Source organism: Nitrospira sp. SG-bin1, assembly GCA_002083365.1.
In the GTDB taxonomy this organism is placed as follows: Bacteria; Nitrospirota; Nitrospiria; order Nitrospirales; family Nitrospiraceae; genus Nitrospira_D.
The window spans coordinates 1-19,781 of sequence record LVWS01000003.1 but is presented as its reverse complement, the minus strand read 5'-3'; the positions used below and the strand labels follow the sequence as shown (position 1 = coordinate 19,781).

At 53.6% G+C, this 19,781-nt stretch carries 20 protein-coding genes; 8 read left to right on the top strand and 12 right to left on the bottom strand.

What is annotated here, in order from left to right:
- Positions 1-17 precede the first annotated feature (17 nt).
- The 4 genes from A4E19_12295 to A4E19_12280 all read left to right on the top strand — a co-directional run bounded on the left by A4E19_12295 (position 18) and on the right by A4E19_12280 (position 5,643).
- Positions 18-599: a hypothetical protein gene (locus tag A4E19_12295; protein OQW37797.1), complete on the top strand. Its 582-nt coding sequence runs from the start codon at positions 18-20 to the stop codon at positions 597-599.
- A 127-nt stretch (positions 600-726) separates the two neighbouring features.
- Positions 727-2,979 carry a hypothetical protein gene (locus A4E19_12290; GenBank protein ID OQW37796.1) on the top strand — a complete coding sequence of 751 codons (2,253 nt, stop codon included), beginning with the start codon at positions 727-729 and terminating at the stop codon, positions 2,977-2,979.
- Positions 2,980-3,058: 79 nt separating this feature from the next.
- A complete protein-coding gene (locus tag A4E19_12285) occupies positions 3,059-4,231 on the top strand; it encodes a hypothetical protein (protein OQW37795.1) in 1,173 nt (390 codons plus the stop codon).
- Entirely contained in the window at positions 4,231-5,643 is a 1,413-nt protein-coding gene (locus tag A4E19_12280) for a transcriptional regulator (GenBank protein ID OQW37794.1), read from the top strand. Before A4E19_12285 ends, A4E19_12280 begins: the two co-directional genes overlap by 1 nt.
- On the opposite strand, the gene A4E19_12275 is transcribed toward A4E19_12280, so the two are convergent.
- From A4E19_12275 to A4E19_12265, 3 genes are all read right to left on the bottom strand, one after another.
- On the bottom strand, positions 5,640-6,134 hold the full coding sequence (locus A4E19_12275) for a hypothetical protein (protein OQW37793.1): 495 nt from the start codon (positions 6,132-6,134) through the stop codon (positions 5,640-5,642). The two genes, A4E19_12280 and A4E19_12275, sit on opposite strands and share 4 nt — an antisense overlap.
- Complete coding sequence (locus tag A4E19_12270) at positions 6,131-6,385, bottom strand: AsnC family transcriptional regulator (GenBank protein OQW37826.1); 255 nt, start codon at positions 6,383-6,385, stop codon at positions 6,131-6,133. Before A4E19_12270 ends, A4E19_12275 begins: the two co-directional genes overlap by 4 nt.
- Before the next feature lie 166 nt (positions 6,386-6,551).
- Positions 6,552-7,172, bottom strand: coding sequence for a hypothetical protein (locus tag A4E19_12265; protein OQW37792.1), 621 nt, complete (start codon positions 7,170-7,172; stop codon positions 6,552-6,554).
- Positions 7,173-7,559: 387 nt separating this feature from the next.
- Here A4E19_12265 and A4E19_12260 point away from each other — a divergent pair, with 387 nt between their 5' ends.
- Positions 7,560-7,898: a hypothetical protein gene (locus tag A4E19_12260; GenBank protein OQW37791.1), complete on the top strand. Its 339-nt coding sequence runs from the start codon at positions 7,560-7,562 to the stop codon at positions 7,896-7,898.
- Between the two features lie 147 nt (positions 7,899-8,045).
- Here the strand turns inward: A4E19_12260 and A4E19_12255 are convergent, their stop codons facing one another.
- Positions 8,046-8,537, bottom strand: coding sequence for a hypothetical protein (locus A4E19_12255; protein ID OQW37790.1), 492 nt, complete (start codon positions 8,535-8,537; stop codon positions 8,046-8,048).
- A 738-nt stretch (positions 8,538-9,275) separates the two neighbouring features.
- Positions 9,276-9,803, bottom strand: a complete 528-nt coding sequence (locus A4E19_12250) for a hypothetical protein (GenBank protein OQW37789.1) — start codon at positions 9,801-9,803, stop codon at positions 9,276-9,278.
- Positions 9,804-9,982: 179 nt separating this feature from the next.
- On the opposite strand from A4E19_12250, the gene A4E19_12245 reads away from it, so the two are divergent.
- The 3 genes from A4E19_12245 to A4E19_12235 all read left to right on the top strand — a co-directional run bounded on the left by A4E19_12245 (position 9,983) and on the right by A4E19_12235 (position 12,825).
- Positions 9,983-10,222, top strand: a complete 240-nt coding sequence (locus A4E19_12245; GenBank protein OQW37788.1) for a hypothetical protein — start codon at positions 9,983-9,985, stop codon at positions 10,220-10,222.
- Between the two features lie 580 nt (positions 10,223-10,802).
- The gene (locus A4E19_12240) at positions 10,803-12,005 is read left to right on the top strand and encodes a hypothetical protein (protein ID OQW37787.1); all 1,203 of its coding nucleotides are present in this window, start codon (positions 10,803-10,805) and stop codon (positions 12,003-12,005) included.
- A 79-nt stretch (positions 12,006-12,084) separates the two neighbouring features.
- The gene (locus A4E19_12235) at positions 12,085-12,825 is read left to right on the top strand and encodes a hypothetical protein (protein OQW37786.1); all 741 of its coding nucleotides are present in this window, start codon (positions 12,085-12,087) and stop codon (positions 12,823-12,825) included.
- Positions 12,826-13,192: 367 nt separating this feature from the next.
- Here the strand turns inward: A4E19_12235 and A4E19_12230 are convergent, their stop codons facing one another.
- The 7 genes from A4E19_12230 to A4E19_12200 form a co-directional block, all read right to left on the bottom strand.
- Complete coding sequence (locus A4E19_12230) at positions 13,193-13,651, bottom strand: hypothetical protein (GenBank protein OQW37785.1); 459 nt, start codon at positions 13,649-13,651, stop codon at positions 13,193-13,195.
- A gap of 490 nt (positions 13,652-14,141) precedes the next feature.
- A complete protein-coding gene (locus A4E19_12225) occupies positions 14,142-14,702 on the bottom strand; it encodes a hypothetical protein (GenBank protein ID OQW37784.1) in 561 nt (186 codons plus the stop codon).
- A 261-nt stretch (positions 14,703-14,963) separates the two neighbouring features.
- Positions 14,964-16,151: a hypothetical protein gene (locus tag A4E19_12220; protein ID OQW37783.1), complete on the bottom strand. Its 1,188-nt coding sequence runs from the start codon at positions 16,149-16,151 to the stop codon at positions 14,964-14,966.
- A 189-nt stretch (positions 16,152-16,340) separates the two neighbouring features.
- Positions 16,341-17,315, bottom strand: a complete 975-nt coding sequence (locus A4E19_12215) for a hypothetical protein (protein ID OQW37782.1) — start codon at positions 17,313-17,315, stop codon at positions 16,341-16,343.
- A gap of 125 nt (positions 17,316-17,440) precedes the next feature.
- Positions 17,441-18,478, bottom strand: coding sequence for a hypothetical protein (locus A4E19_12210; GenBank protein ID OQW37781.1), 1,038 nt, complete (start codon positions 18,476-18,478; stop codon positions 17,441-17,443).
- Positions 18,479-18,486: 8 nt separating this feature from the next.
- A complete protein-coding gene (locus A4E19_12205; protein ID OQW37780.1) occupies positions 18,487-18,888 on the bottom strand; it encodes a hypothetical protein in 402 nt (133 codons plus the stop codon).
- Between the two features lie 292 nt (positions 18,889-19,180).
- Complete coding sequence (locus A4E19_12200; protein ID OQW37779.1) at positions 19,181-19,696, bottom strand: hypothetical protein; 516 nt, start codon at positions 19,694-19,696, stop codon at positions 19,181-19,183.
- Positions 19,697-19,781 lie beyond the last annotated feature (85 nt).

The window sequence follows — 19,781 nt, the reverse complement described above, 5'->3', positions numbered from 1 at the left end:
TGACCGATGTGTATGAGATGCCGGCGGCACAGGCGGCGGTGGAAACGGCCTTACGGGACAGGCCCGAGGTTCAGGCGCGGTACACGCGGGTGAAAGCGTCGGAGTTGACCTATTCGTCCATTACCGGAGAGCGGCTGCCGTCGTTAGTGGCGCAGGGTGAGTATGGGCTTGTCGGCAATCGTTGGAACAACACGCTCGATACCTACAACATGGCGCTGATTCTTCAAGTTCCGATCTTCGACGGAGGCCAACGTGAGGGCCGCATCGCCCAGGCACGCAGTCAGGTACGACAAGAGGCGTTGCGGATGAAATCAGTGACGAACCAGGTCAAAATGGAAGTGCACGATGCGCTCGCGTCACTCGCAGCGGCGCAAGAGCAGGTGCGGATCGCACAAACCGGTCTACAAATGGCGGTGAAGGAACTGGATCTTGCGCGAGAACGCTATGCCGTCATCACCTCCGCCAGCCATTTTGAGCTGACCAATGGGCTTTCCGCAGTAGCCCGCGCCAGGGAAAACCTCGTCGGCGCGCTCTTTCAGCTCAATGCCGCCCGTGTCAATCTGGCTCGTTCGACGGGGAGCTTGCATGCGTTAAGCTAAGGGCGCTGATCATCCAGTCGTCCATTGTTCTGGTGCTGCTCTCCTCGCGGTTTCCCTGCCGAATTCAGCTACAAAACTAGGAATGCATTATCTTGACATGATCTCACCCTTCACTCAGACTCACAGCATGTACGACCAATCTGACAGCGACCTTTTGCGGATGTTGGCCGAGCGGGCAGGGATTGCGGCCGACTACTACGACATCGCCGGCACGCACCATGTGACATCGGACGAGACGCGACGGGCCATTTTGGCGGCCATGGATCTACGGGTTGCCAATCGAGAGGACCTCGTTGAGGAACTCGAGGCGTGGGATCATCGTTGGTGGTTGCGGGGTTGTGAACCGGTTCATGTGCTTCGATTAGGAGGAGCGCCTGGTAGTTGGTCGTTGTATGTGCCTTGTGATAGCTCGGATGAGGCTGCGCTGCACGTTCAGTGGTCGCTCAATGCGGAGAACGGAGAAAGATATTGTGAGCGAGCAGATGGGCCGAACCTCAAGATCGAAGAGACTCGCACCATTCAGGGACGCCGGTTTGTTCGTGTCGTGTTGGCGTTTCCACCAGAGCTACCGCTTGGCTATTACTCTGTCAAGGCCCATGCAAAGGGAGGCGGCACGAATACGGAATCGACGTTTTGTCTCATCGTCGCACCGGAGCGCTGTTACATCCCCTATCAGTTGCAACAGGGTGTGCGATGGTGGGGTGTTGCCTTGCAACTCTATTCATTGCGGAGCCGGCACAATTGGGGAGTCGGCGATTTTCGGGATCTCGGTACCTTCGTTGACTGGGCCGGAAAACGTTTGGGTGCTGCGGTGATCGGACTCAATCCGCTCCATGCTCTTAAAAATACCAAGCCCTATCACGTTAGTCCCTATTCGCCTTCTAGCCGCCTGTTTTTGAACGACCTGTACATCGATGTCACTCAGGTTTCCGAGTGCCGGACGGATCAGGATGTGCGGCGTCGGCTGGCCGACCCTTCATTTCGCTCCCGGATCGACGCGGCTCGGCGATGCGAGTTGGTGGATTACGACGCGGTGCGGTCGACGAAGCGCGAGGTGCTCGAGCTCTGCTATCGGACATTTCTGCAGGACAATTTCGAAGGTGCTGAACCTGACTTGAAACCAAGGACCGATCGGGGGAGAAGCTTCCATCGCTTCGCGGAACGGGAAGGAGAATCCCTTACGCAGTATGCATTGTTTCAAGCGCTGGAGGAATGGCGGCAGTCCGCATCCCCGACTTCGACGATCTGGGAGCACTGGCCCGAGCCATACCGAACTCGGATGCCGGACGCCCTGGAGGAGTTCCGGCGTCGGCAGATGCCGCGGGTGCGCTTCTTCCAGTATCTGCAATGGTTGGCCGCAGAACAGCTGTGTGAGGCGGTGAAGAAGACGCAGGAGGCCGGTATGCCGATCGGCTTGTACCATGACTTTGCTCTGGGAAGCGATCGCTATGGCGCCGATGGATGGCTGAATCAAGATGTCCTGGCGTTCAAGGCCGACTGTGGTGCGCCTCCCGATGCGTTTGCCCCTGAGGGACAGAATTGGGGAATTTCTCCGCTCGATCCCCTACGCCTGCGCGCAAGCGGGTATCGCTACTTTATCGAGTTGCTCCGCAATAATCTCCGTTATGGAGGTGCGATCCGGATTGATCATGTCATGGCGCTCTTTCGGCTCTTCTGGATCCCCCGGGGGCTCCCCCCGGCGATGGGGACGTACGTGCATTACCGGGATGATGAACTGTTGGCCATCTTGGCGTTGGAAAGTGTGCGGGCAAAGGCGCTCGTGATCGGCGAAGACTTGGGAACCGTGCCCGATTGGGTGCGCGACCGATTGGGACCGGCCGGCGTCTTGTCGTATCGAGTTTTCTATTTTGAGCGGGAACATTGGGGGGGATGGAAGCCCCCGGTTCAGTATCCCGCGCAAGCCCTTGCCGTCGTCACAACCCACGATCTTCCGACGTTGGTCGGGTATTGGGAGGGCACGGATATCGAAACTCGATCCGCACTGGGCCTCTTTCCTTCGGAGGATGCCCGGAAGGCAATGTGGGCGGAACGGCATCGAGAAAAAGCGGGGATTCTCGCGGCATTGAAGTCGGAAGGACTCCTTCCCTCCGGCGTGTCGGATGATCCGACGCATGTGCCGACGATGACGACCGAATTGGTGGAGAGTATTCATCAGTATCTGGCCCGTACTCCTGCCTGGATTGTCTTAGCCAATATCGAAGACGTCATCGGTACCCGATGTCAGACCAATCTACCGGGGACCGTGGACCAGCACCCGAACTGGAGTCGGAAGTTGAGTCTGGCGGTGGAGGACCTGGTCCAAGACGCTCGATGTGACCGACTCGCGGCGCTGTTGCGTTTGACCCGCCCTCTTGTGTAAGTACTTCCGTGAAGGAATCCTACGTTATCGATGCACATCCTTCAGAAGGCGGGAATCCCCGGCCAGGCGGAACGAGTCGATGACTGCCATGACGCATCGTGATCGCCTCGTGCTGGCCATCGCGGCCGCGTGCTTTCTTATCATCGTCGTCATTGAAGAATTTGCCCCGGCCAACGTGGTGGGGGCCTACGGGTATGTGTTGCCGATCTTGTTGGTGACGACCCTTCGGAATCGAACCATCGTATTGGTGACGGTGCTGGCCTGCGTCGTGGCGACCTATTCAGGTTTGCTCCAACCGACCAAGCCGGGCCGGTTTCAAGCCGCAGTCATCAATCGGAGCGTCGTCGTCGGCGTGTTGCTCTTGGTGGCGTACTTGGGGGTGAGTTGGGAAGAGCGAAAGGCGCGGGAGGAGGCGGCAAGGACGGCGCTCGCCCGAGAGACTGAAAATCTGCTCAAAGCCAATACCCAACTGGTCCAGGCGAAAGATCAACTGAACCGGTCGGAACGGCTGGCGGCGGTGGGACAGCTCGTAGCGTCCGTGGCCCATGAGGTGGGGACGCCGCTTCACTCGATCGCGTGGCACGTCCAGGCGTTGGCTGAAGAGCCCGGCGTGACGCCTGAGATGAAGAAGCGGGTGGCCATCATCGATGATCAGCTGACAAGAGTGGTGCGCATCATTCAGGACTTGCTGTCTTCTACTCGACCGCGCCAGCCCGAGCCACGATGGCTTTCTGTTGAAGAAGTCGTCAGCCCTTCGGCGATGCTGATGGAACCGGCCTTCCACGAGAAAGGAATCACGTTGACCGTCGACCTTCCACAGGACCTTCCCCTGGTGTGGGCGGACAAAGAAAAAATTCATCAAGTCTTGGTGAATGTCCTCGCCAATGCACTGGCCGCGACTCCCGCGCAGGGGAAAGTTGCCATCACGGCAGGAAACCGTGAAGCGTCGGCAGACGAATTGGATCGTGGCCGGCTGGTCGCCGACGGGATGTCGCCATTGGTCATCACGCTCGAGGTGCGGGACACCGGATGCGGTATACCGGAGGAAGACGTCAAGAAAGCCTTTGAACCGTTTTTCACGACCAAGGCGGTTGGCAAGGGGACCGGCTTGGGGCTATTCTTGAGCCGCGAATCGGTGATGGCTCACGGCGGGAGTCTCACCCTGACGAGTGAGATCGGGCGCGGCACGACCGTGACGATGACATTACCGGCGATGCAACCTGAACCTGCTCAGAGGAGAGAGGAGGCGTGATGCAACCAGCGACGATTCTGGTGGCCGATGACGATGCCGTCGCACGAGAGCTGTTGGCGGAGGCCCTCAGAAAAGAAGGGTATCATGTCGAGGCCTTTGCCAGCGGTGAAGAGGTGATCGCGCGAGGACGCCAGGGCCGAGTCGATTTGGTGCTGACGGACATCCGAATGGGCGCGGTGGACGGGCTCACGGTCTTGCGAGAGTTCAAACGGGCGAGTCCGAATACGGCCGTCGTGGTGCTCACCGCGTTCGGCTCTCTGGAAGGCGCGATCGAAGCGATCAAGCAGGGCGCCTACGATTATCTGGCGAAGCCGTTCAAAAAAGAAGATATCAAGCTGGTGGTCAAACGCGGGCTGGATCATTGCCGATTGCTCCAAGAGAACGCACGGTTCCGAGAAGAGTTGAAGAGCAAGGGGGAGTGGTCTCCGTTGGTGGGAAGCAGCACGGCGATGTTGGAGGTGTACAAATTGGTCGCCCGCGTGGCTGAAAGCAAGAGCACGGTGCTGCTTCAAGGGGAAAGCGGGACCGGCAAAGAGCTCATCGCGCGGGCTATTCATACGAACGGTCCTCGCCGGGACAAGCCCTTCATTCCGGTCAATTGCGGAGCGTTGCCCGACACGTTGCTTGAATCGGAGATGTTCGGGTACGAGAAAGGGGCCTTCACCGGCGCTGTGGGGGCCAAAGTGGGGCTCTTCGAATCCGCCAACGGAGGCACCCTGTTCCTGGACGAAATCGGCGAGCTCGGACAGGCGTTGCAGGTGAAGTTGCTGCGGGTCATGCAGGATCAAGAAGTCCGACGGGTCGGCGGCACGACCTCCACGAGAGTCGATGTCCGAATCATCGCCGCGACCAATCGAGACCTTGAGCAACTGGTGAAGGAGGGAAAGTTTCGAGACGATCTGTTCTACCGGTTGAAAGTCGTTCCGATCACATTGCCCTCGTTGGTCGAGCGCCGGGAAGACATTCCGATGCTGGTGCATCATTTTTTACAGAAGTGCGCGATAGGCACTGAGCATGCCGTACGGGGAGTCCTGCCGGAAACGATGGCGCTCTTGAGCCAGTATCGATGGCCCGGCAACGTTCGAGAACTTGAAAATGCGATCGAACGCGCCGTGTCGTTAAGCCATGGGCCCCTCCTGACACCGGAGGATTTGCCCGAAGTGATTCGCCAGGGTGCGACCGCTGAAGCCGATGCACGAGGCTCCCAAGTCGATCAGCTCGATGAGGTGTATCTGACCCTAGAGGAAGTGGAGAAGCGCCATTTGACTCGTGTGCTCAAGGAGACAAAGGGGAACAAGGTGAAGGCTGCAAAGATTCTTGGGATAGACAGGCGAACGCTCTACCGTATGGCAGAGCGTTTCGGCCTTGAGCTTGGTGAAGAAGCTGAGGGAGTGGAAAAAGAACCTGTCTAAGGCTTCAATCCGTACGGTCCGTAAAAGGTCTCTGTTGTATAGGTGTTCTGTACGATTTTCAGTTCGTTCTTGATCAAGCGAAGCTTGTTTTCAGCACTTTGAGGGACTTGAGGTGCGGTGGGGCCCCACCCTTGGAACATCGTTTGCTTGCCTTCCGAGGATACTTGCAGACGGAGCCGGGAGCTCTGATCGGTTTCCGATGTGACCGAGACTTCTGCACGGCTTCTGACCACACCGAACCGTCCTTTCACGAGCCAATCCCAGATACTGGGCTGTTCATCCCTGTAGCCGGTTTGAACCTGAGACCCATCCTTCCAGTCCACGTCGTAATCATCCTCCGTCAACACTTTTGTCACGGCTGCCTTCACTCGATCCGCCGGCACAGGCAATGTGACGTCGACGACGTCCGGCTGAACCGGGTGTTGAACACCGGAGCATCCAAAGGCAAATGCGCTGAGAGCGATGATGGCGAGACAGTCCTTTCGGATCATTTTGTTCTGGCCTCCTTCAGACGATAAACGAGGTGAGTATCGGTCTGCGTCACTCCTTCGATGCGATGTATGCGACTCAAGACCAGTTGGGTTAAGGCGTCTTGATCCGGTATGTCCGCTATGGCGATGATATCCGGCTTACCCCAACAGGGATCAATCGTCTTGATCTCTTTAATTTCGCCCAGTGCTTTGACCACGGCGGACGTCTGTCCAGGTAACACATTGATCAGCACGTACGCCCGATCAGACATACCTTGGTCTCCCGGAGCGGGGCCATGGATCGTATAGGGAATTGCCCCGGAAGTGGGCTGCGTTATAGCAAAGTCATTCCGTCCTGTCAACTCAAGCTTCGGCTTGATGGTCTTCGATGGCGACGCATCAGAAGGAATCCTCTTTACATTGTGTTTTGCCATGGTCTCACTTTGGCGCAACAAGCACTTCGACCCGACAGTGCTCGCTGACGCTGGTTAGGGTGGTTTCCAGCCGCTTCGGGCTGCCGATACGGCCTTCCGGATCGTAGATGAAGCAAAACAACGTGGAACATCGCCCTTGAGCGCGATAATAGGCGGAGTCTGCCGTGACCTGATCGGCGAGGTCTTTCGCGGTCAATCCTGGCTTGGTCTTCTTCGCGACCACGGCGATGTGATCCCGATGCACCAGCAACGTCGTCCTTGGCGCGCCTCCGGTGTAGGGTGGAGTCCATTCATCGGTCGCGACCTCGTCGAACTCCACCTTGAGCAACGCGCACAAGAGGTCCTGAAGGTCGTAGTCGTCGTCGACTTCCAGGGTCGAGCGATAGTCTTTCCGAAGTCGGAGCTGGCGAACTACGGCGTGGAAGCGAAGACAAACTTTTCGCACGAGATGGAGCGGATCCTGGTCGAGCGTCGATTCGACGACTCGAGCGATACTGAGGCCGATGGCCTGCTTGTCCGACGAGAGGTCTCGCGGCGGAGGGGCAGCAGTCGGTGGTAGTTCAGGAGACGTCGTCTGGAGGCTCGCTCCGGGGGTCGTGGGATCGATGGGTGGGTGCGGCTGCATCGAGGAAGGAGTAGTGGTGGCCGCCGGAGATGGGGACGCTTGCGGCATTTCCGCTGGGCGCGCACTCGTGGACGATATGGCTTGGGTTGCCGATGTGGAAGGAGGAGAAGAAGGGGGGATCGCCACAGGAGGGGGAGGTACAACAGGCATGGGCGGCTGAGTCGCTGTTGGAGCCGGCGCAGCGGTAGGAGTCAATGTCGGTGCCGGCGCAACGATCGGAGGCCCGGGTGGAGGCGAAGGTAATGGAGGTGTGGAAACCAAGGGAGACATCGCCGGTCCCACATTGGTCGTCATCGCCACGGCGACAGTCATCGGCGAACTGGTCTGCCCCGGCAGAGTGGTTGGAGTTGTAGGCGAGACCAGTACCAAGCGGGCTGTATTGCCGGGATGTTGCTCAATGGGTGGATCGGGTTTTGGTGGTGGTTTGAGTCCCTGAAGCTCCAGCTTACGGTCCTCCAGGGTCTGGATGAGGCCCTTAATGACCGTGAGGCTTTGAGCGAGTTCGGTCTTGTCCGCTGTCCGAAGTTTGAAGTTTCGATAGGATTGGAATTCTTGAGATCGCTCCCCGAAGGCGAGACGCAGGCACTCGCGAAACTGCAGCTCGGCTTTACTTTGTGCGGCATCCCTGTAGGGGAAGCCTTCTTGGCTGAGATCCTTGATCGCCGCAAGAACTTCCTGGAGCTTGGTAATACCAAGCGAGGCTTCTTCGATCAGCGTGTTTTTTGATCGTGACCGTTGATGTTCCGCTGCGCGTGCTCGTGCCATGGTGGTGTGAAAAAAGTCTAACCGAGGGGGTGAGGCATGACAAGAAAACAGCAAATTTCGGCGGTTGTGCCATGACCGTCGGAGTCTAAAAGACCATCCAGTGAAGGTTCAGCCGAACCACGGCACGTCTTTGGATGGTGCCGACGCGGAATGGACATTGGCGAGGGCCGGCCCGTTGAGTGAGGCAGTGACCTGTCTCAGCAGCTGTTCGACGGTAAATGGTTTGGGAAGGAACCGATCCGGTTCGATCGTGATGCCTTGCGCCGCCAGGCTGTCGAGCGAGTGACTCGACATGAAGAGGACGCGGAGTTCTTGCTTGAGTGACAGGATTTGCCGGACCAACTCATGGCCGTTGACGCGGGGGTACTGATTCCTGGAAGAAGTCAATTGGAAGTCGGGCGGGGGCAGAAACAGATCGGTGACCAGCAAATCAATGGCGGCTGTCGGTTTGGTATAAAATGCCATGGCCTCGGAGCTGCCTTCGGCTTCCAGCACCTGATATCCGACCTTCCTGAGGGTGGTCGCACAGATTAAGCGGATCGAGGGATCGTCGTCGACGACCAGGATATGCTGTCCGTTCGGTGAGGGGCAAGTAGCCATGGTTCTCACGGTGTGCGGCCTGCAATCAGCCGTCTGTCGATCCTGCCTGACTCTCTATCGGCGTGATCGCGTGTGTGCTTGAGGGAGACCTGGTGCTGTGGAGCCCGGAGTCACGATATGAGCGCAGGACGGCGGATGGGACTCTTGCTATGTGCACAACCGGAAGAGTGAACTATGTGAATGGGTTGCGATACTGTTGACGGACAAAGGCCGATTGGTTCGATCGATAGGACATTGCAAATCGAGACACGGTCGTTCGGTTAGGAGACCAAGGATGATCCCTCTGAAGAAGCCGGCCGCCAACAGTGGCGGCCGGCCTATGCCGATCTTTTAGATTGTTTCCCAGGCTTGGACGGCTATGCGACCGCCGCCATCTGGTCACAAGATCCTGCGCAGCGTCGGCACAACTCGGCGCACTGCTTCAGCAGTGGATCGTCACTCGCGCCCTGTTCGCAGCGTTCCGCACAGCGTCTCGGGAAGGAGAGAAGCAGTCAACGTACTATCAAGTTGGAACGTGGCAATGGGGTGGCTAGAGGACAATGGTGAATGTGGCCCAATTTCGAGAAACGCGTCACAGGTTCCCCGAACCAGCTCTTCCGTTCCTCATGCGCAGCCCATCTCGCTGGATTGCTGCAACGGCAGGACACAGGCATAGACATTGAAGGTAAGGACGACGAATAGAACTGCCAACAAAACGGATATCCGTGCCATTGGGAGGACGCCGTGCCGTTCGCACTGTCAATTTGGGTTCCGTCTCGGTGCCGGCTCCAACCGTGTGTTGACCGACAGAAAATCGTTGGCAAAGTCCGTGACGAGAGGCTCGACGCCCTCGGCGATAACCTGGCTCAGATTCTCCTCTCTGGCCATCCCAATGACACTCGCGGACCAGGTGGCTCCCCATGCCTGCTTGCCCTTGCCCGTTAATAGCCCCACGATTTGCTTGAGATCCACGTTGACGGCATAGACGTATAACCCGAGCTGTTCCTTGAGGGTATTCACATTGACATAGAGATAGGGAGCTGAACCTGAACGTGTTCGTTCGGTAAGGACTCGAATGCCCTTCGAGCGAAGCGTCTGCTCGACCGCTGTTCGGATCGCGTCTTGCGAGAGGCCATCCGCCGAGGCATCGGGGCCGACCTCCTCCACAACCAATCCCACTCCGAAAATGCCTCTCAAGGATTCTCGGCTCCCCGTATCAAGCGCGTGGACCACTTCCATGTTTCCCCAGACCAAAACCATGACTATCAGGTGCAACACATACCGCATAAGACCTCCAGATCCAGATGACTTTTCATATTTTACATTTTTCCGCCGTTCCCTGCGCAAGCGTCTTCGAGAGAGCTTCGGCGAGAAAGCCATATGGGATGAGGTGTCGGTACGAGCCAGTTGCAGTACGACGATAAAGCGCACGGGTCAACTGAAGGAACAACTGGTAGGCACTGGAGGTGTATCCGGCGGCGCAATGGCTAACCCTTCTATGGTCTGCTATTGACATGCAGCTCAGCAACTACGGACAAGTGCCGGTAGCTAAGGCTCAGCCTGTCGGCGAGATAGACTTGAGGCTGAAGGACCAAACGACGGCGCCTTCCAAAAACGGCCATCGACAAGCCCCCGACAAATTCACCGGCATTCGTGTAAAGGCGGTGTGGCGTGTGCGCACACCCTGCAGCGGGCAAGGTCTCTGACAAGTGGCAGGGGCTTTGCCTTCTGTATATGGAAAGAGTGTTGGATGAGATGTAACCGATGTGCTGGCTGGCTTGTGCAGGAGCTGGCCATGATCGACGAAGGCGAATTACTAATGAGCCGTTGCGTGAATTGTGGGCAACGGCATGAACTGGCTCTCCTTCCCGCTCGCTACCACAAGCCAAAGTTCCCGCTCTTGGATACCCTGCGTGATGTGGATGGCTATCATCAAAAGTCGCGTCTGTAAGGAATCGCCGCGAGCTTCAGAGCATCGAGTCTTTGCTTATGCCTTGTTGGGCAGTGTGGGTGTTGGATCTTTCAATGGTTCCTTTTGGAATCGGTGACTTTATTGCCGCTTGCCCCATCAGCCTTCGGCATGGCCTTGAATAGCTCTCAGGCCTGATCCCCTCGATCTTGTGCCTCGCAGGCGGAAACGGTAAGTCCCGAAACCCGGCCTCCGCAATGTTTCCTGTGCATTCCCCTCACTCCTGTTATTCACCAGCATATAGCTTTCCTGGCGCCATCTTTGTGCTAGACTCCTCATCCACATCCCATTCCATACTCGCTAATGTATGAGGGTACATGCTAGCCAAGCTCGCTGACATCGGTAGCCGAATGTTCCCATGGGTGGAGGGACAACGGTTCCCTCCTGGATTTGATGCGTGGTGCGAGTCGGCAGTAGGCCCCCCTCTTAATGGATTCTCTAAACATGAGAAGTTCTCGGACTTTGTAAAAACCCGCTATCAGAATGATTGGGGGGAGGTAGCCAGTACGTTTATTAGTTCGGTTACAGAACCACACACACATTGGGAGAGTGTAATTATCGATCCGCAAGGCGACTATATCAAAAGCGATCTCAAGTTAGATTTCCCAGAGGAGGACAGGAGTAAGGTATTAGGCAATGAGAACACACACGCACTGAGGTTAGAAGTTCATGGAGTTTTTAGGTCCTTGGAGTGCGCCAATCTAAGGGTGCAGTCTTGTGCTCTCAGGCCTGAGACCCACGAGCCGCGCATACGCTTGGTTAATTGTCTAATCGGGAACTTACACCTGCGGGGTGAAGACAGGGCCTACAAGAACAAGTCAAATTTGGAACTGCATGATTGTTGGATTGGCACGCTGATACTTCCATCTAAGAGTGTAGGACGGCTGAGTGTAACAGGTGGAGGGATTGCTCAGATTAAATGCCCCTCTTCTGATAGCGAAAACCCCTTTACGGGGGCGGTATCGTTTAAGGAAGTCTTCTTACCTTCTTCTCCAGGCCAAACCAGACTATTTCAAGGCCCTCATGCCTATCGCAGCCTCTATGCCCATCTGAAGAAACTAGACAATGCGCTGATGGCAAATCAGATGCGCTCTCTTCAGCTTCGAGCTGAACGAGTTGACGAACATGATAGGTTTTCGAGGTTTACAAACTGGATTTATGGCACATTCGCCAACTATGGAATGAGTCCGGGCAGGCCGATTTGGTGGTTGTGCTGTGCCTACTTTCTCGCTGTCATCGGCTGCTACTACTTTGATCCTGGAATGCTAGTGCAGTCAGGTGACTTTTATGTTGGAGCCTACTCCACACTGCTAGATGAAAACGGAGGCCGCTGTACTCGATCTATTCTACTTCCACTGCACTCGATCACTAATCCGTTTGGGGTTTTCTTTGATACACGAAAGCTGATCGTCCCAATCACCGGCTGGGGGAGCCTGCTGTTGACTCTTCAAGGATTGTTCTCTGACATCCTTTTAGTCATGACAGTTTTGAGTATTAGGCGTCGATTCAAGGCTGAGTGAGACGAGTCTCATGGAAAGTTCAACGCCTACATGCATGAGCAGACCAAGGCCTTAGGAGCACGAAGGGCTCGAAACGGAAATGAAAGTACGCAGACAGCCTGTTCACCTTGTACTTGCTGCACTGTATCGGGATGGAGCTCCCAAAATACTAGAGCAATTCGAGCGTGCCCACGGAGATCTGGGGCAGGCGGTGGTATGGCTAGTTGGGCTCGCTTCAACGTTGCTTGTGCTTGCAGTGGCCAACCCGGAAAAAGTTGAAACGATTGCTGGGGCTCATTATGTACTGCTTTGTGGTCTTTTGCTTTCCACAATTGCCTCAGGTGTCCTGTGTCGTCTTCTAGCCCTGTGGGCTCTAGGGTTTGGCCGAGGAGTGATGTTCAATCTTGGCTCACACATGGCCGGATATGTCACAGGATATGGGTTCGACCACGTTGAACCCTTATCAGATCAGTGGGACGAACAAGAGATTGTCCGTCGGCTTCAGGATGATTTCGGCCTAGATTACAGCTTCCTTCATGCCTACCAGGTCCCCTTAGCAGAGTATCGCAACTCCTACAAACGACAGTATGAGTTATGGGAGCATCACGAGGCCGACGGCAAGGAATCGATGGCGGTGCTGGTCGGTGCTCATCTCGGAATGAGCGAGAAGAAGGCCAAGAGACTTTTTGAACCGACCAATCTGACATCCATTCGAACGAAGGCTTACTTGTTCAAGGGGCTAAGCATTGCTGCTGAAGTCTTGCTCGTAGTGGCATCAGCAAGTTTTGTCGCCGCCATGTTCCTCGTCGCTCTGGGGCTTATTCGACTGACACAGTCTTGACTCCAGCCTCTTGTCCAGTGCGTTTCCCATTGCATGGTGCCCTTCCGTCCGTGCTACGATTTCAGCGAGGGCAACGATCAAGCTGATCCCTTGACCGGCGACGTTCCTGGACGCTGCGGCCCTCACCTCACTATTCCCAGGGACCCGACCAGAGAGCAGGCATGCCGCGCACGCCGAACAAAAAGAAAGCGGAACCAGATCAACTCGCCACGCCTTGTTCAGGCTGACGACAAAGTAAAAGGGCCGGATACGATTTCTTGGCCAGGTTTCCTCGTCTTGAAATGGCGAGTTTCTCCAGGGCCAGGTTTCCCGCTTGGGGCGTTCAGAGCTCATCGGCTTCTACGGAGAAGACTCATTGGACGGATAGTCATTCCTTATGTGATGGAGCGGTCAGCGTGATGTGGGCATCAACATACGCATGTGAGAGATCGGGCGGAAACGTGGGTAATGGGCTGGCACTCAGCACCGCCTGTGTCCCTGCCGCGTCATAGGACTCATTGCCTGATGACTGCTCGATCTTCACACGGCTGACCGATCCATTCTTATGAAGCCGAAATTGGACGACAGTCACATAGGTATGGTTCGTAAAGTCTAGTGCCGGGGCCTTCCAGACATCCCGGATTCGCTGTTGCACGAGCGCGAGATAGGCCTCAGATCCAGGCGCCGTTCGATCAGCTATGGCTTTCGGAGCCGTCTGGACGTGCGCTCGTTCGGCTCCGACGTGGGTTCCTTTGTGCGCGCAACTCAGGGAGAGCAGGATACAGAGCACAAGCAGCGTCCATTTGACACTCCATTGCCGTTCAACTGTCTGGCGGTCCTTGCTCATAGCTCCATGATCCGTTCTCGAATGTACTTGCTGAGTCGCGCTTGCGTCTTGCCGTCTAGGAGCAGAACAGAAATCGAGTGGCGGATCTTGTCTCTTGCATCGTCTGTTATGAGGAGATGAGTCCGCTTCACACAACAAGATGTGAGGTGACCCACCAGGTTTTCACCGCCAGAAAGTAACAAAAGGAAAGGTTTGGTGCCCCCGATACGAATTGAACGTACGACCCGCGATTTAGGAATGCTTCTCTATCACAGTTCTCCAGCCTACTCAGGCCCACTCAAGTCAAGCATATCCAACAGTTGGACAGATTGAAACTTTGGCGGGAATAGGTCTGAGTGGGGCAGAGTGAGTGGGCTTGAGCACAAAATGAGCACAATGTGATGACCTTTTTGGTTGGATACATGCCAATGATCAGCATCAGGAGCGCGCGAACCTTGCCTGCGCAGCGAGATCACGCTGATCGGCATTCAATATGCTCCGAGATTAGCTCTCATGGGCGTACACTCTTGCGGCCAAACACCATCAGCAGTATTGTGTAAATAATCGAGAAAGTCACAAATAGAGCAAGGCCATAGGTCCTGAGACTTTCGCCATACGCAGGTGCGTACTTTCGCAAAAGTTCGGCTATGACCAATACAAACCATAAGAGGAAGACGTAGTCGCTCAAAGCGATGACAAGTTTACTAACCGAATATGTCCTAGCACGGAGCCACCATCCCTTGTGAAATTGGATTGCCTCCTCTTCCGCGAAGAGCTTACCCGTGACCTCCGGCTCTAGTCGCTCGACCTTAGTTTCCCAATTCTCTTGCCAGTATTTTGAGCCGCGATTTAGAAGGGTCCAGGCCAAAGAGCAGACCATGCCGAAACACGCTATGAGAATACCAAGCTCTGGACTGCTTTTGCGAAGAGCCGCATAGCCAACGAATGCAGACGCAATAAAGCCCCAAAAGAAAAGCGACCTTTTCCAGAATAATTCGATCTCAAAATTACGTATCTGAACCGCAAGGTCGAAGCGCTTGGTTTCGGGCCTTATGGAAGGGTGGTCGGACATAAATTGTTAGATCTAACCTGTGCACGTGTTCTGCGCCTACATGCTGACCGAATTGCCACGAAGGCTGAACACCGGTGCGTGATTCTTGCGCTTGTTCAATCGGTTGTCAACGCTCGTCTAATCTGCATGTCGAGCAGGCTGCGGGATTACCCACTCCCATGATCAAAATCCTCTCCCTCTATGGTCATCACAACATTACATTTTCCCTCTGTTTATCTTGGGTGCAACAGCTGGTTTAAAGCCAACTGATATTGAATAAGCTTACCTGGTAATCTTTCCGACGAAGCCATTAACTATTTCAGCATAAACAGAATCAGACACTTCAAAATAATCAAAAATGCTAAACAGTGGCTGGGTCAGCTCTTTTACCAATTGGACAAGCTGTGATTCGATATTGGTGAGGGAAGTCGAAATTTCAGACCAAACCTTGTCTTGGGTGGTTGAATGTTTTGTATCGATAAAACGAAGTGAGTCAGCGCTTCTGATAGTCCGATCTTTTAGTCCGCTATGGACAAGAGCAACGTGGACATCTGTTGTGGTCGAGACTCCAAGTCGAGAGTATAGACGGGCACAATACAGAAGAGCTTCTGTGACCCTAACGATCCTGGTATCGAAATATAATGTCTTATAACATGGATCGCGTGCGTCCTCAAAAAGGCTTTGCAATAAGAAGAAATCTCCGTTGCGCCTAAGAGCCCAATAGTCATAGGACAGGTGTTCTGGAAAGGAGAGCTTGGCAACAATTCCGTCAACAGTGGGATGGGGCCTACCTTTCTCGCTGTTATCCAAGACTGCACCAATTGCCCATCCGAATGCATGTATTTGAGCATCCCTGGCAGCTTCAAGCAAAACTCGTTGAATCACATTGAGTTTCGGGTCCGATAAGGAAAACTGGATTTCACAGTAACCAGGATGTGGAGTTTTTAAGACATCAAATAGTCCTGGCATCGCTTCGTTTCTGTGCTGATCGATCCAATTGCTGTCCCAAACGGGTTGTAAGACGTCAACAGAGGGAGAAAGGATTGCTAGCCTCCTTTTGATCCTCTTCTCAAGTTCTGACCTAAATTCATCAAGGTGATCAGGGTGCCAAAATAGGACGTCATAGCCAATCAGATCGAAGTGAATCTTTGGGCCACCGCGTTGATGGTTGGGACTGTCGTGATAATGATCTTCCCGAGCGGTTAAGATCAGGTTGTTAAATTTGTCCACCCCCATTGCATATCCAACTTCAAGGTAGCAGTTAGGTCTTTCATTCGTCAGATCTGCGACAATGATGTCAGAATTCTCTATGAACCGAATAATTTCACTTTTTAAGAGTCCTCCTGTGTTGTGCTTATCCACCCGCTTGGGATCTAGGCCACACGTCTTCAATGCAGGCACAATGGCATGAGAACACACGGAATCCAACTCTGGGTTCCCAATTTGTGAAATTATGAAGGCAATGCTCACTGTTGGTACTTGCTCACAATCATTTCTTTTTGGAATTGCGAGAGGATGGTCGATAACTACAAATAAATCAAGCGGCGTTGCAGTGAAAATCTGGAAGGATTTTGGCCAAAGAGCTTAACGTGAAAAACAACTGATTATGATGGCCTTTCCTAATGTCTAGTGAAATACACTTGCTTTTTGTGGCCAAGACTATACATCAGCTGGGGAAAAAAATCGCTCTGCATGCTGCATAAAGCGAGTAAAAAACCATTCCATTTCTGACCCTGCTGGAAGCGACATGTGCAAAAGTTCTGGCTGATAGCGCGCGAGGCTGCCCAGAATGAAGAGAGAGACGAAATAATATCCAGCTCTAGGTAATTCTTGCTCGCCGTCCTTATGTCGAAGAAGATACCAGAGCGGTGCGCTCCCAAAAACGAGTCTATTCAGCATCGTTTTCTCGCACATCTCACATAACTGGTCATAATCATTACGTTGGTGTTCTGCTTTGAGTCGGAGAGTTAGACCCTCACCCTCTAGCTCATAAAGATCCTTTATCCCTGGTAATGCTTGTTCCCAGGTTGTACGAAATGTTTCTTCGACAATAAGTGCTCGGTCGAAATGGAGAAAAACCGTCTTAGATGCCATCTTCGCGGCAACTGTTGCAGGCCATACGTCTGATTCCCCTCTTTCTGGAGATTTAAATTCGTAGCAAATTTCTGGAATTTTGTGGAGAGCTTCTTCCAAAGATATTTTTGTTTTAACTTCCCATACAATCCCACTAGAAGTCAGGAATTCTGTAAAGGTACCTTCGCTTAGTTCAGCTGCGTTCAATAGAAATTTGTCGTTTGGTCTGAATATTAATCCGTGTTTGCGATGCCCGATTATCTCCGGCCCAAGCGCCATGAAAGCCCTTAGAAGATTTAGGAATGAGTAATAAAGTAGAATTGGTTTTGTAAGAAGCGTGGTTCCTGAACTCGATCGCCTAAGTTCGATCGCCTGGCGAAATCGCACAGATGCGTACTTGGTGTGCTGCTCCCAATTCACATCTTTTCTGTCCGGCAGCAATGAACCTGCATATTCAGGTGTTCCGAGTCTTCCGATTAGGGCCCATACTTCCTCTTGAGGATTCTCTGTGCTGATCAGCGTTCCACGCTGGAAGGACCCAACATAGCTTAGATCAAGCATATAGTTCTCTGAGCTTGTTTTGAACTGCGAAAGAATGTTCGATAACCCGAGGAAAATCAAGACCGATATTTACCGACAAAATGATGGGATTGTTGCCCATTGCACCTCTAAGATGAGAGTGCCGATTAGTCCCATATTTGCGGGTTGTGAGTGCGATCAGGTCGGAAAAACTGCATGTTACCGCAATTGTTACAGATACAGACTCTCCATATCATTTCCCCTCTTCCACGGACTGTTATGCCAAAAGTCTCAAGGTCTCCAAAACCAGTACTCGGTCTGCCATTTGCCACGAGTTGATATGAACCTTTGCCGCAGTAGAGGCAACGTTGCTCTACGTTGCCCGAAACCACGTTAAAGCCCTGTTCAAGCATTTTGATTGTCTCCTCAATTTCGCTCAACACTTCCACTGCTGATGGAAAACGAGCTTTCGGATCTGTGGTAATCATTTTATCGAGGAGTCTATTGACATGTTCCATGCGAGGGTCGTGAAGTTTCTGGGATAAGTCGAATTCAGCGTCTCTGTATTTTTTCCGGGAAAATTCGGTTCCGGTGATTATCCAATACAAGAGCTTACCTAGTGAATATACGTCTGATCGTTGGGATACTTCTTCTACACGCCCATCTTCAAGTTCGGGTGCAATGTAGAGACGGGGCCCAACAGCTTCTTCTGTCACTGTAAGTCGTTCGCCTTGTTGGTCCAGAAAACAAATTCCAAAATCTCCAACGACAGGGGAATTGCTCTTTAAGTCTATAAAAACATTCTTGGGATTTAGGTCACGATGAACGACGCCATTCTGGTGTGCGTAAGCGACACCTTGGCAGATGGAATGAAAGAATTTGAGTCCGGCTATCGCGCCTAATCCTTGTCCCACCCCTCTACTTCTAAGATCTCCTCCTTCGCAATATTGGCAGACCAGGTAGGGTCTCTGCGCAACAATATCAAAATTGATCACCTTAATAAGATTGGGATGTGCAAGCTTAAGCCCAATTTCAATCTCTCTCCAGAATCGGCCAAGACGTTCAGGATTTTTTAATCTCTTGAGCACGTACAAGCCAGTGTCGTCAGAATCCTCCGAATTTCGAACAAGAAAGGTATGGGCCTGACCACCCTCGGGTAATGATCGAACAATCTCCCACTTTCCATACTTTCCTTTGGCCTTCATAAATCCTTTCAAATCTTGGGAGATACCTGTTTGTCCGTCGTAGATTTGAGTTCCAAGCGACGCTCGAATTCGCGCAGCGCTTTCTTTTTGGGTACACCGATTAAGCCCAATGCCTTCAAATATCCTCGTCGTTGATCTGTAGTGAGACGGCACAACATGAACCACAATAAAGTAAGAATGCAGCCTATCTCCAAGTGCTTGTTCTTCCGAACTTGTAGTCCTTCGGAAATTGCCTGCTGCCATCTCTGGGATCCAGAAAAACCTCGTTGCCGTACCAATTCTGCCAAGCACTCCCGGACCCAGAGTTGTTCTTCCAGCGAAGGATTAATTTGGAGGAGTTGTTCCACGGCATCGAAATCTCCTGTTCGTGCTTTGTCAATCAAGATGGAAGGATGAGTCTGAAACTGCACTAGCGCAGCCACCGTATCGAGGCACGCTCGAATCTCTGTTCGCAAACCACTTACATGCTCGCGGGCATACTGGGTGAGCTCAGCTTGCTTCTGTGGAGAACATGATTGGGCTTCGGACTCGAGACGACCGATAGAGCGAGCAACGTCTTTTACCCATTCATCCCAAGTAGAGTCGGAATCATCAGTTGGTCTGGTGGGAAATTCACTTTTGTCTGGATCGAGTTTACTTAACAAACCCGCCATATTCGTCGCCGATGGGTTTCTATACAGACTTTCCCAGTTAGTGAAAGCATCATGCTGAACTTTGGGATCTCTTGTAGTGCTCCCCTGAAATCAAGCCACCTGGGTTAATTGTTGGGCTCGGTATTGGACTGGACTTCGATAGCCCAGCGCCTGATGCGGACGTTCCTGGTTGTACCACTGCATCCAGTCCCCGAATGACCCGCCGCGCCTCCTCACATGTCTGGAACGCGTGTTGCCAGACACATTCCTCCTTGAGACTCCGAAAGAACCGTTCGATGATCCCGTTCTGCTCCGGCGTGTACGGTGTAATGAATTCTTGTTGGAGTCGATAGTCGCGACAGGCTTGCCGGAACCGCCGACTCTGAAAGATCAGCCCATTGTCGCTGCGGAGGATCGGCGCCTCCACAGGACGCAACGTCCTGAAACGCTGTAGACAGGCGGCTTCGACCGCCCGTTCCGCCTCCTTTGTTCGACTGCGGAGCGCAAACTCGTACCCGATCACTTCCCGATCATGACAATCGATCACCGTCGCGAGATGTGCGCAGCCATCCTGCCCATGGCCCATCGTTCGTTGCTCCGGCTGGCCCGACTCGTCCAGCCCTGCACACGAGGGCGTGGCGTAGCGACACGTTGATGCACACACCACCCCT

Excerpts from the sequence above, each read along its gene's own strand:
- A4E19_12250 (OQW37789.1), bottom strand. The coding sequence starts at position 9,803 with ATGCGGTATGTGTTGCACCTGATAGTCATGGTTTTGGTCTGGGGAAAC.
- A4E19_12285 (OQW37795.1), top strand. The coding sequence starts at position 3,059 with ATGACTGCCATGACGCATCGTGATCGCCTCGTGCTGGCCATCGCGGCC.
- A4E19_12200 (OQW37779.1), bottom strand. The coding sequence starts at position 19,696 with ATGGGCCATGGGCAGGATGGCTGCGCACATCTCGCGACGGTGATCGAT.
- A4E19_12240 (OQW37787.1), top strand. The coding sequence starts at position 10,803 with ATGCTAGCCAAGCTCGCTGACATCGGTAGCCGAATGTTCCCATGGGTG.
- A4E19_12235 (OQW37786.1), top strand. The coding sequence starts at position 12,085 with ATGAAAGTACGCAGACAGCCTGTTCACCTTGTACTTGCTGCACTGTAT.
- A4E19_12290 (OQW37796.1), top strand. The coding sequence starts at position 727 with ATGTACGACCAATCTGACAGCGACCTTTTGCGGATGTTGGCCGAGCGG.
- A4E19_12275 (OQW37793.1), bottom strand. The coding sequence starts at position 6,134 with ATGATCCGAAAGGACTGTCTCGCCATCATCGCTCTCAGCGCATTTGCC.
- A4E19_12215 (OQW37782.1), bottom strand. The coding sequence starts at position 17,315 with ATGCTTGATCTAAGCTATGTTGGGTCCTTCCAGCGTGGAACGCTGATC.
- A4E19_12265 (OQW37792.1), bottom strand. The coding sequence starts at position 7,172 with ATGCAGCCGCACCCACCCATCGATCCCACGACCCCCGGAGCGAGCCTC.
- A4E19_12230 (OQW37785.1), bottom strand. The coding sequence starts at position 13,651 with ATGAGCAAGGACCGCCAGACAGTTGAACGGCAATGGAGTGTCAAATGG.
- A4E19_12210 (OQW37781.1), bottom strand. The coding sequence starts at position 18,478 with ATGAAGGCCAAAGGAAAGTATGGAAAGTGGGAGATTGTTCGATCATTA.
- A4E19_12295 (OQW37797.1), top strand. The coding sequence starts at position 18 with ATGCCGGCGGCACAGGCGGCGGTGGAAACGGCCTTACGGGACAGGCCC.
- A4E19_12270 (OQW37826.1), bottom strand. The coding sequence starts at position 6,385 with ATGTCTGATCGGGCGTACGTGCTGATCAATGTGTTACCTGGACAGACG.
- A4E19_12255 (OQW37790.1), bottom strand. The coding sequence starts at position 8,537 with ATGGCTACTTGCCCCTCACCGAACGGACAGCATATCCTGGTCGTCGAC.
- A4E19_12280 (OQW37794.1), top strand. The coding sequence starts at position 4,231 with ATGCAACCAGCGACGATTCTGGTGGCCGATGACGATGCCGTCGCACGA.
- A4E19_12260 (OQW37791.1), top strand. The coding sequence starts at position 7,560 with ATGTTGCTCAATGGGTGGATCGGGTTTTGGTGGTGGTTTGAGTCCCTG.
- A4E19_12225 (OQW37784.1), bottom strand. The coding sequence starts at position 14,702 with ATGTCCGACCACCCTTCCATAAGGCCCGAAACCAAGCGCTTCGACCTT.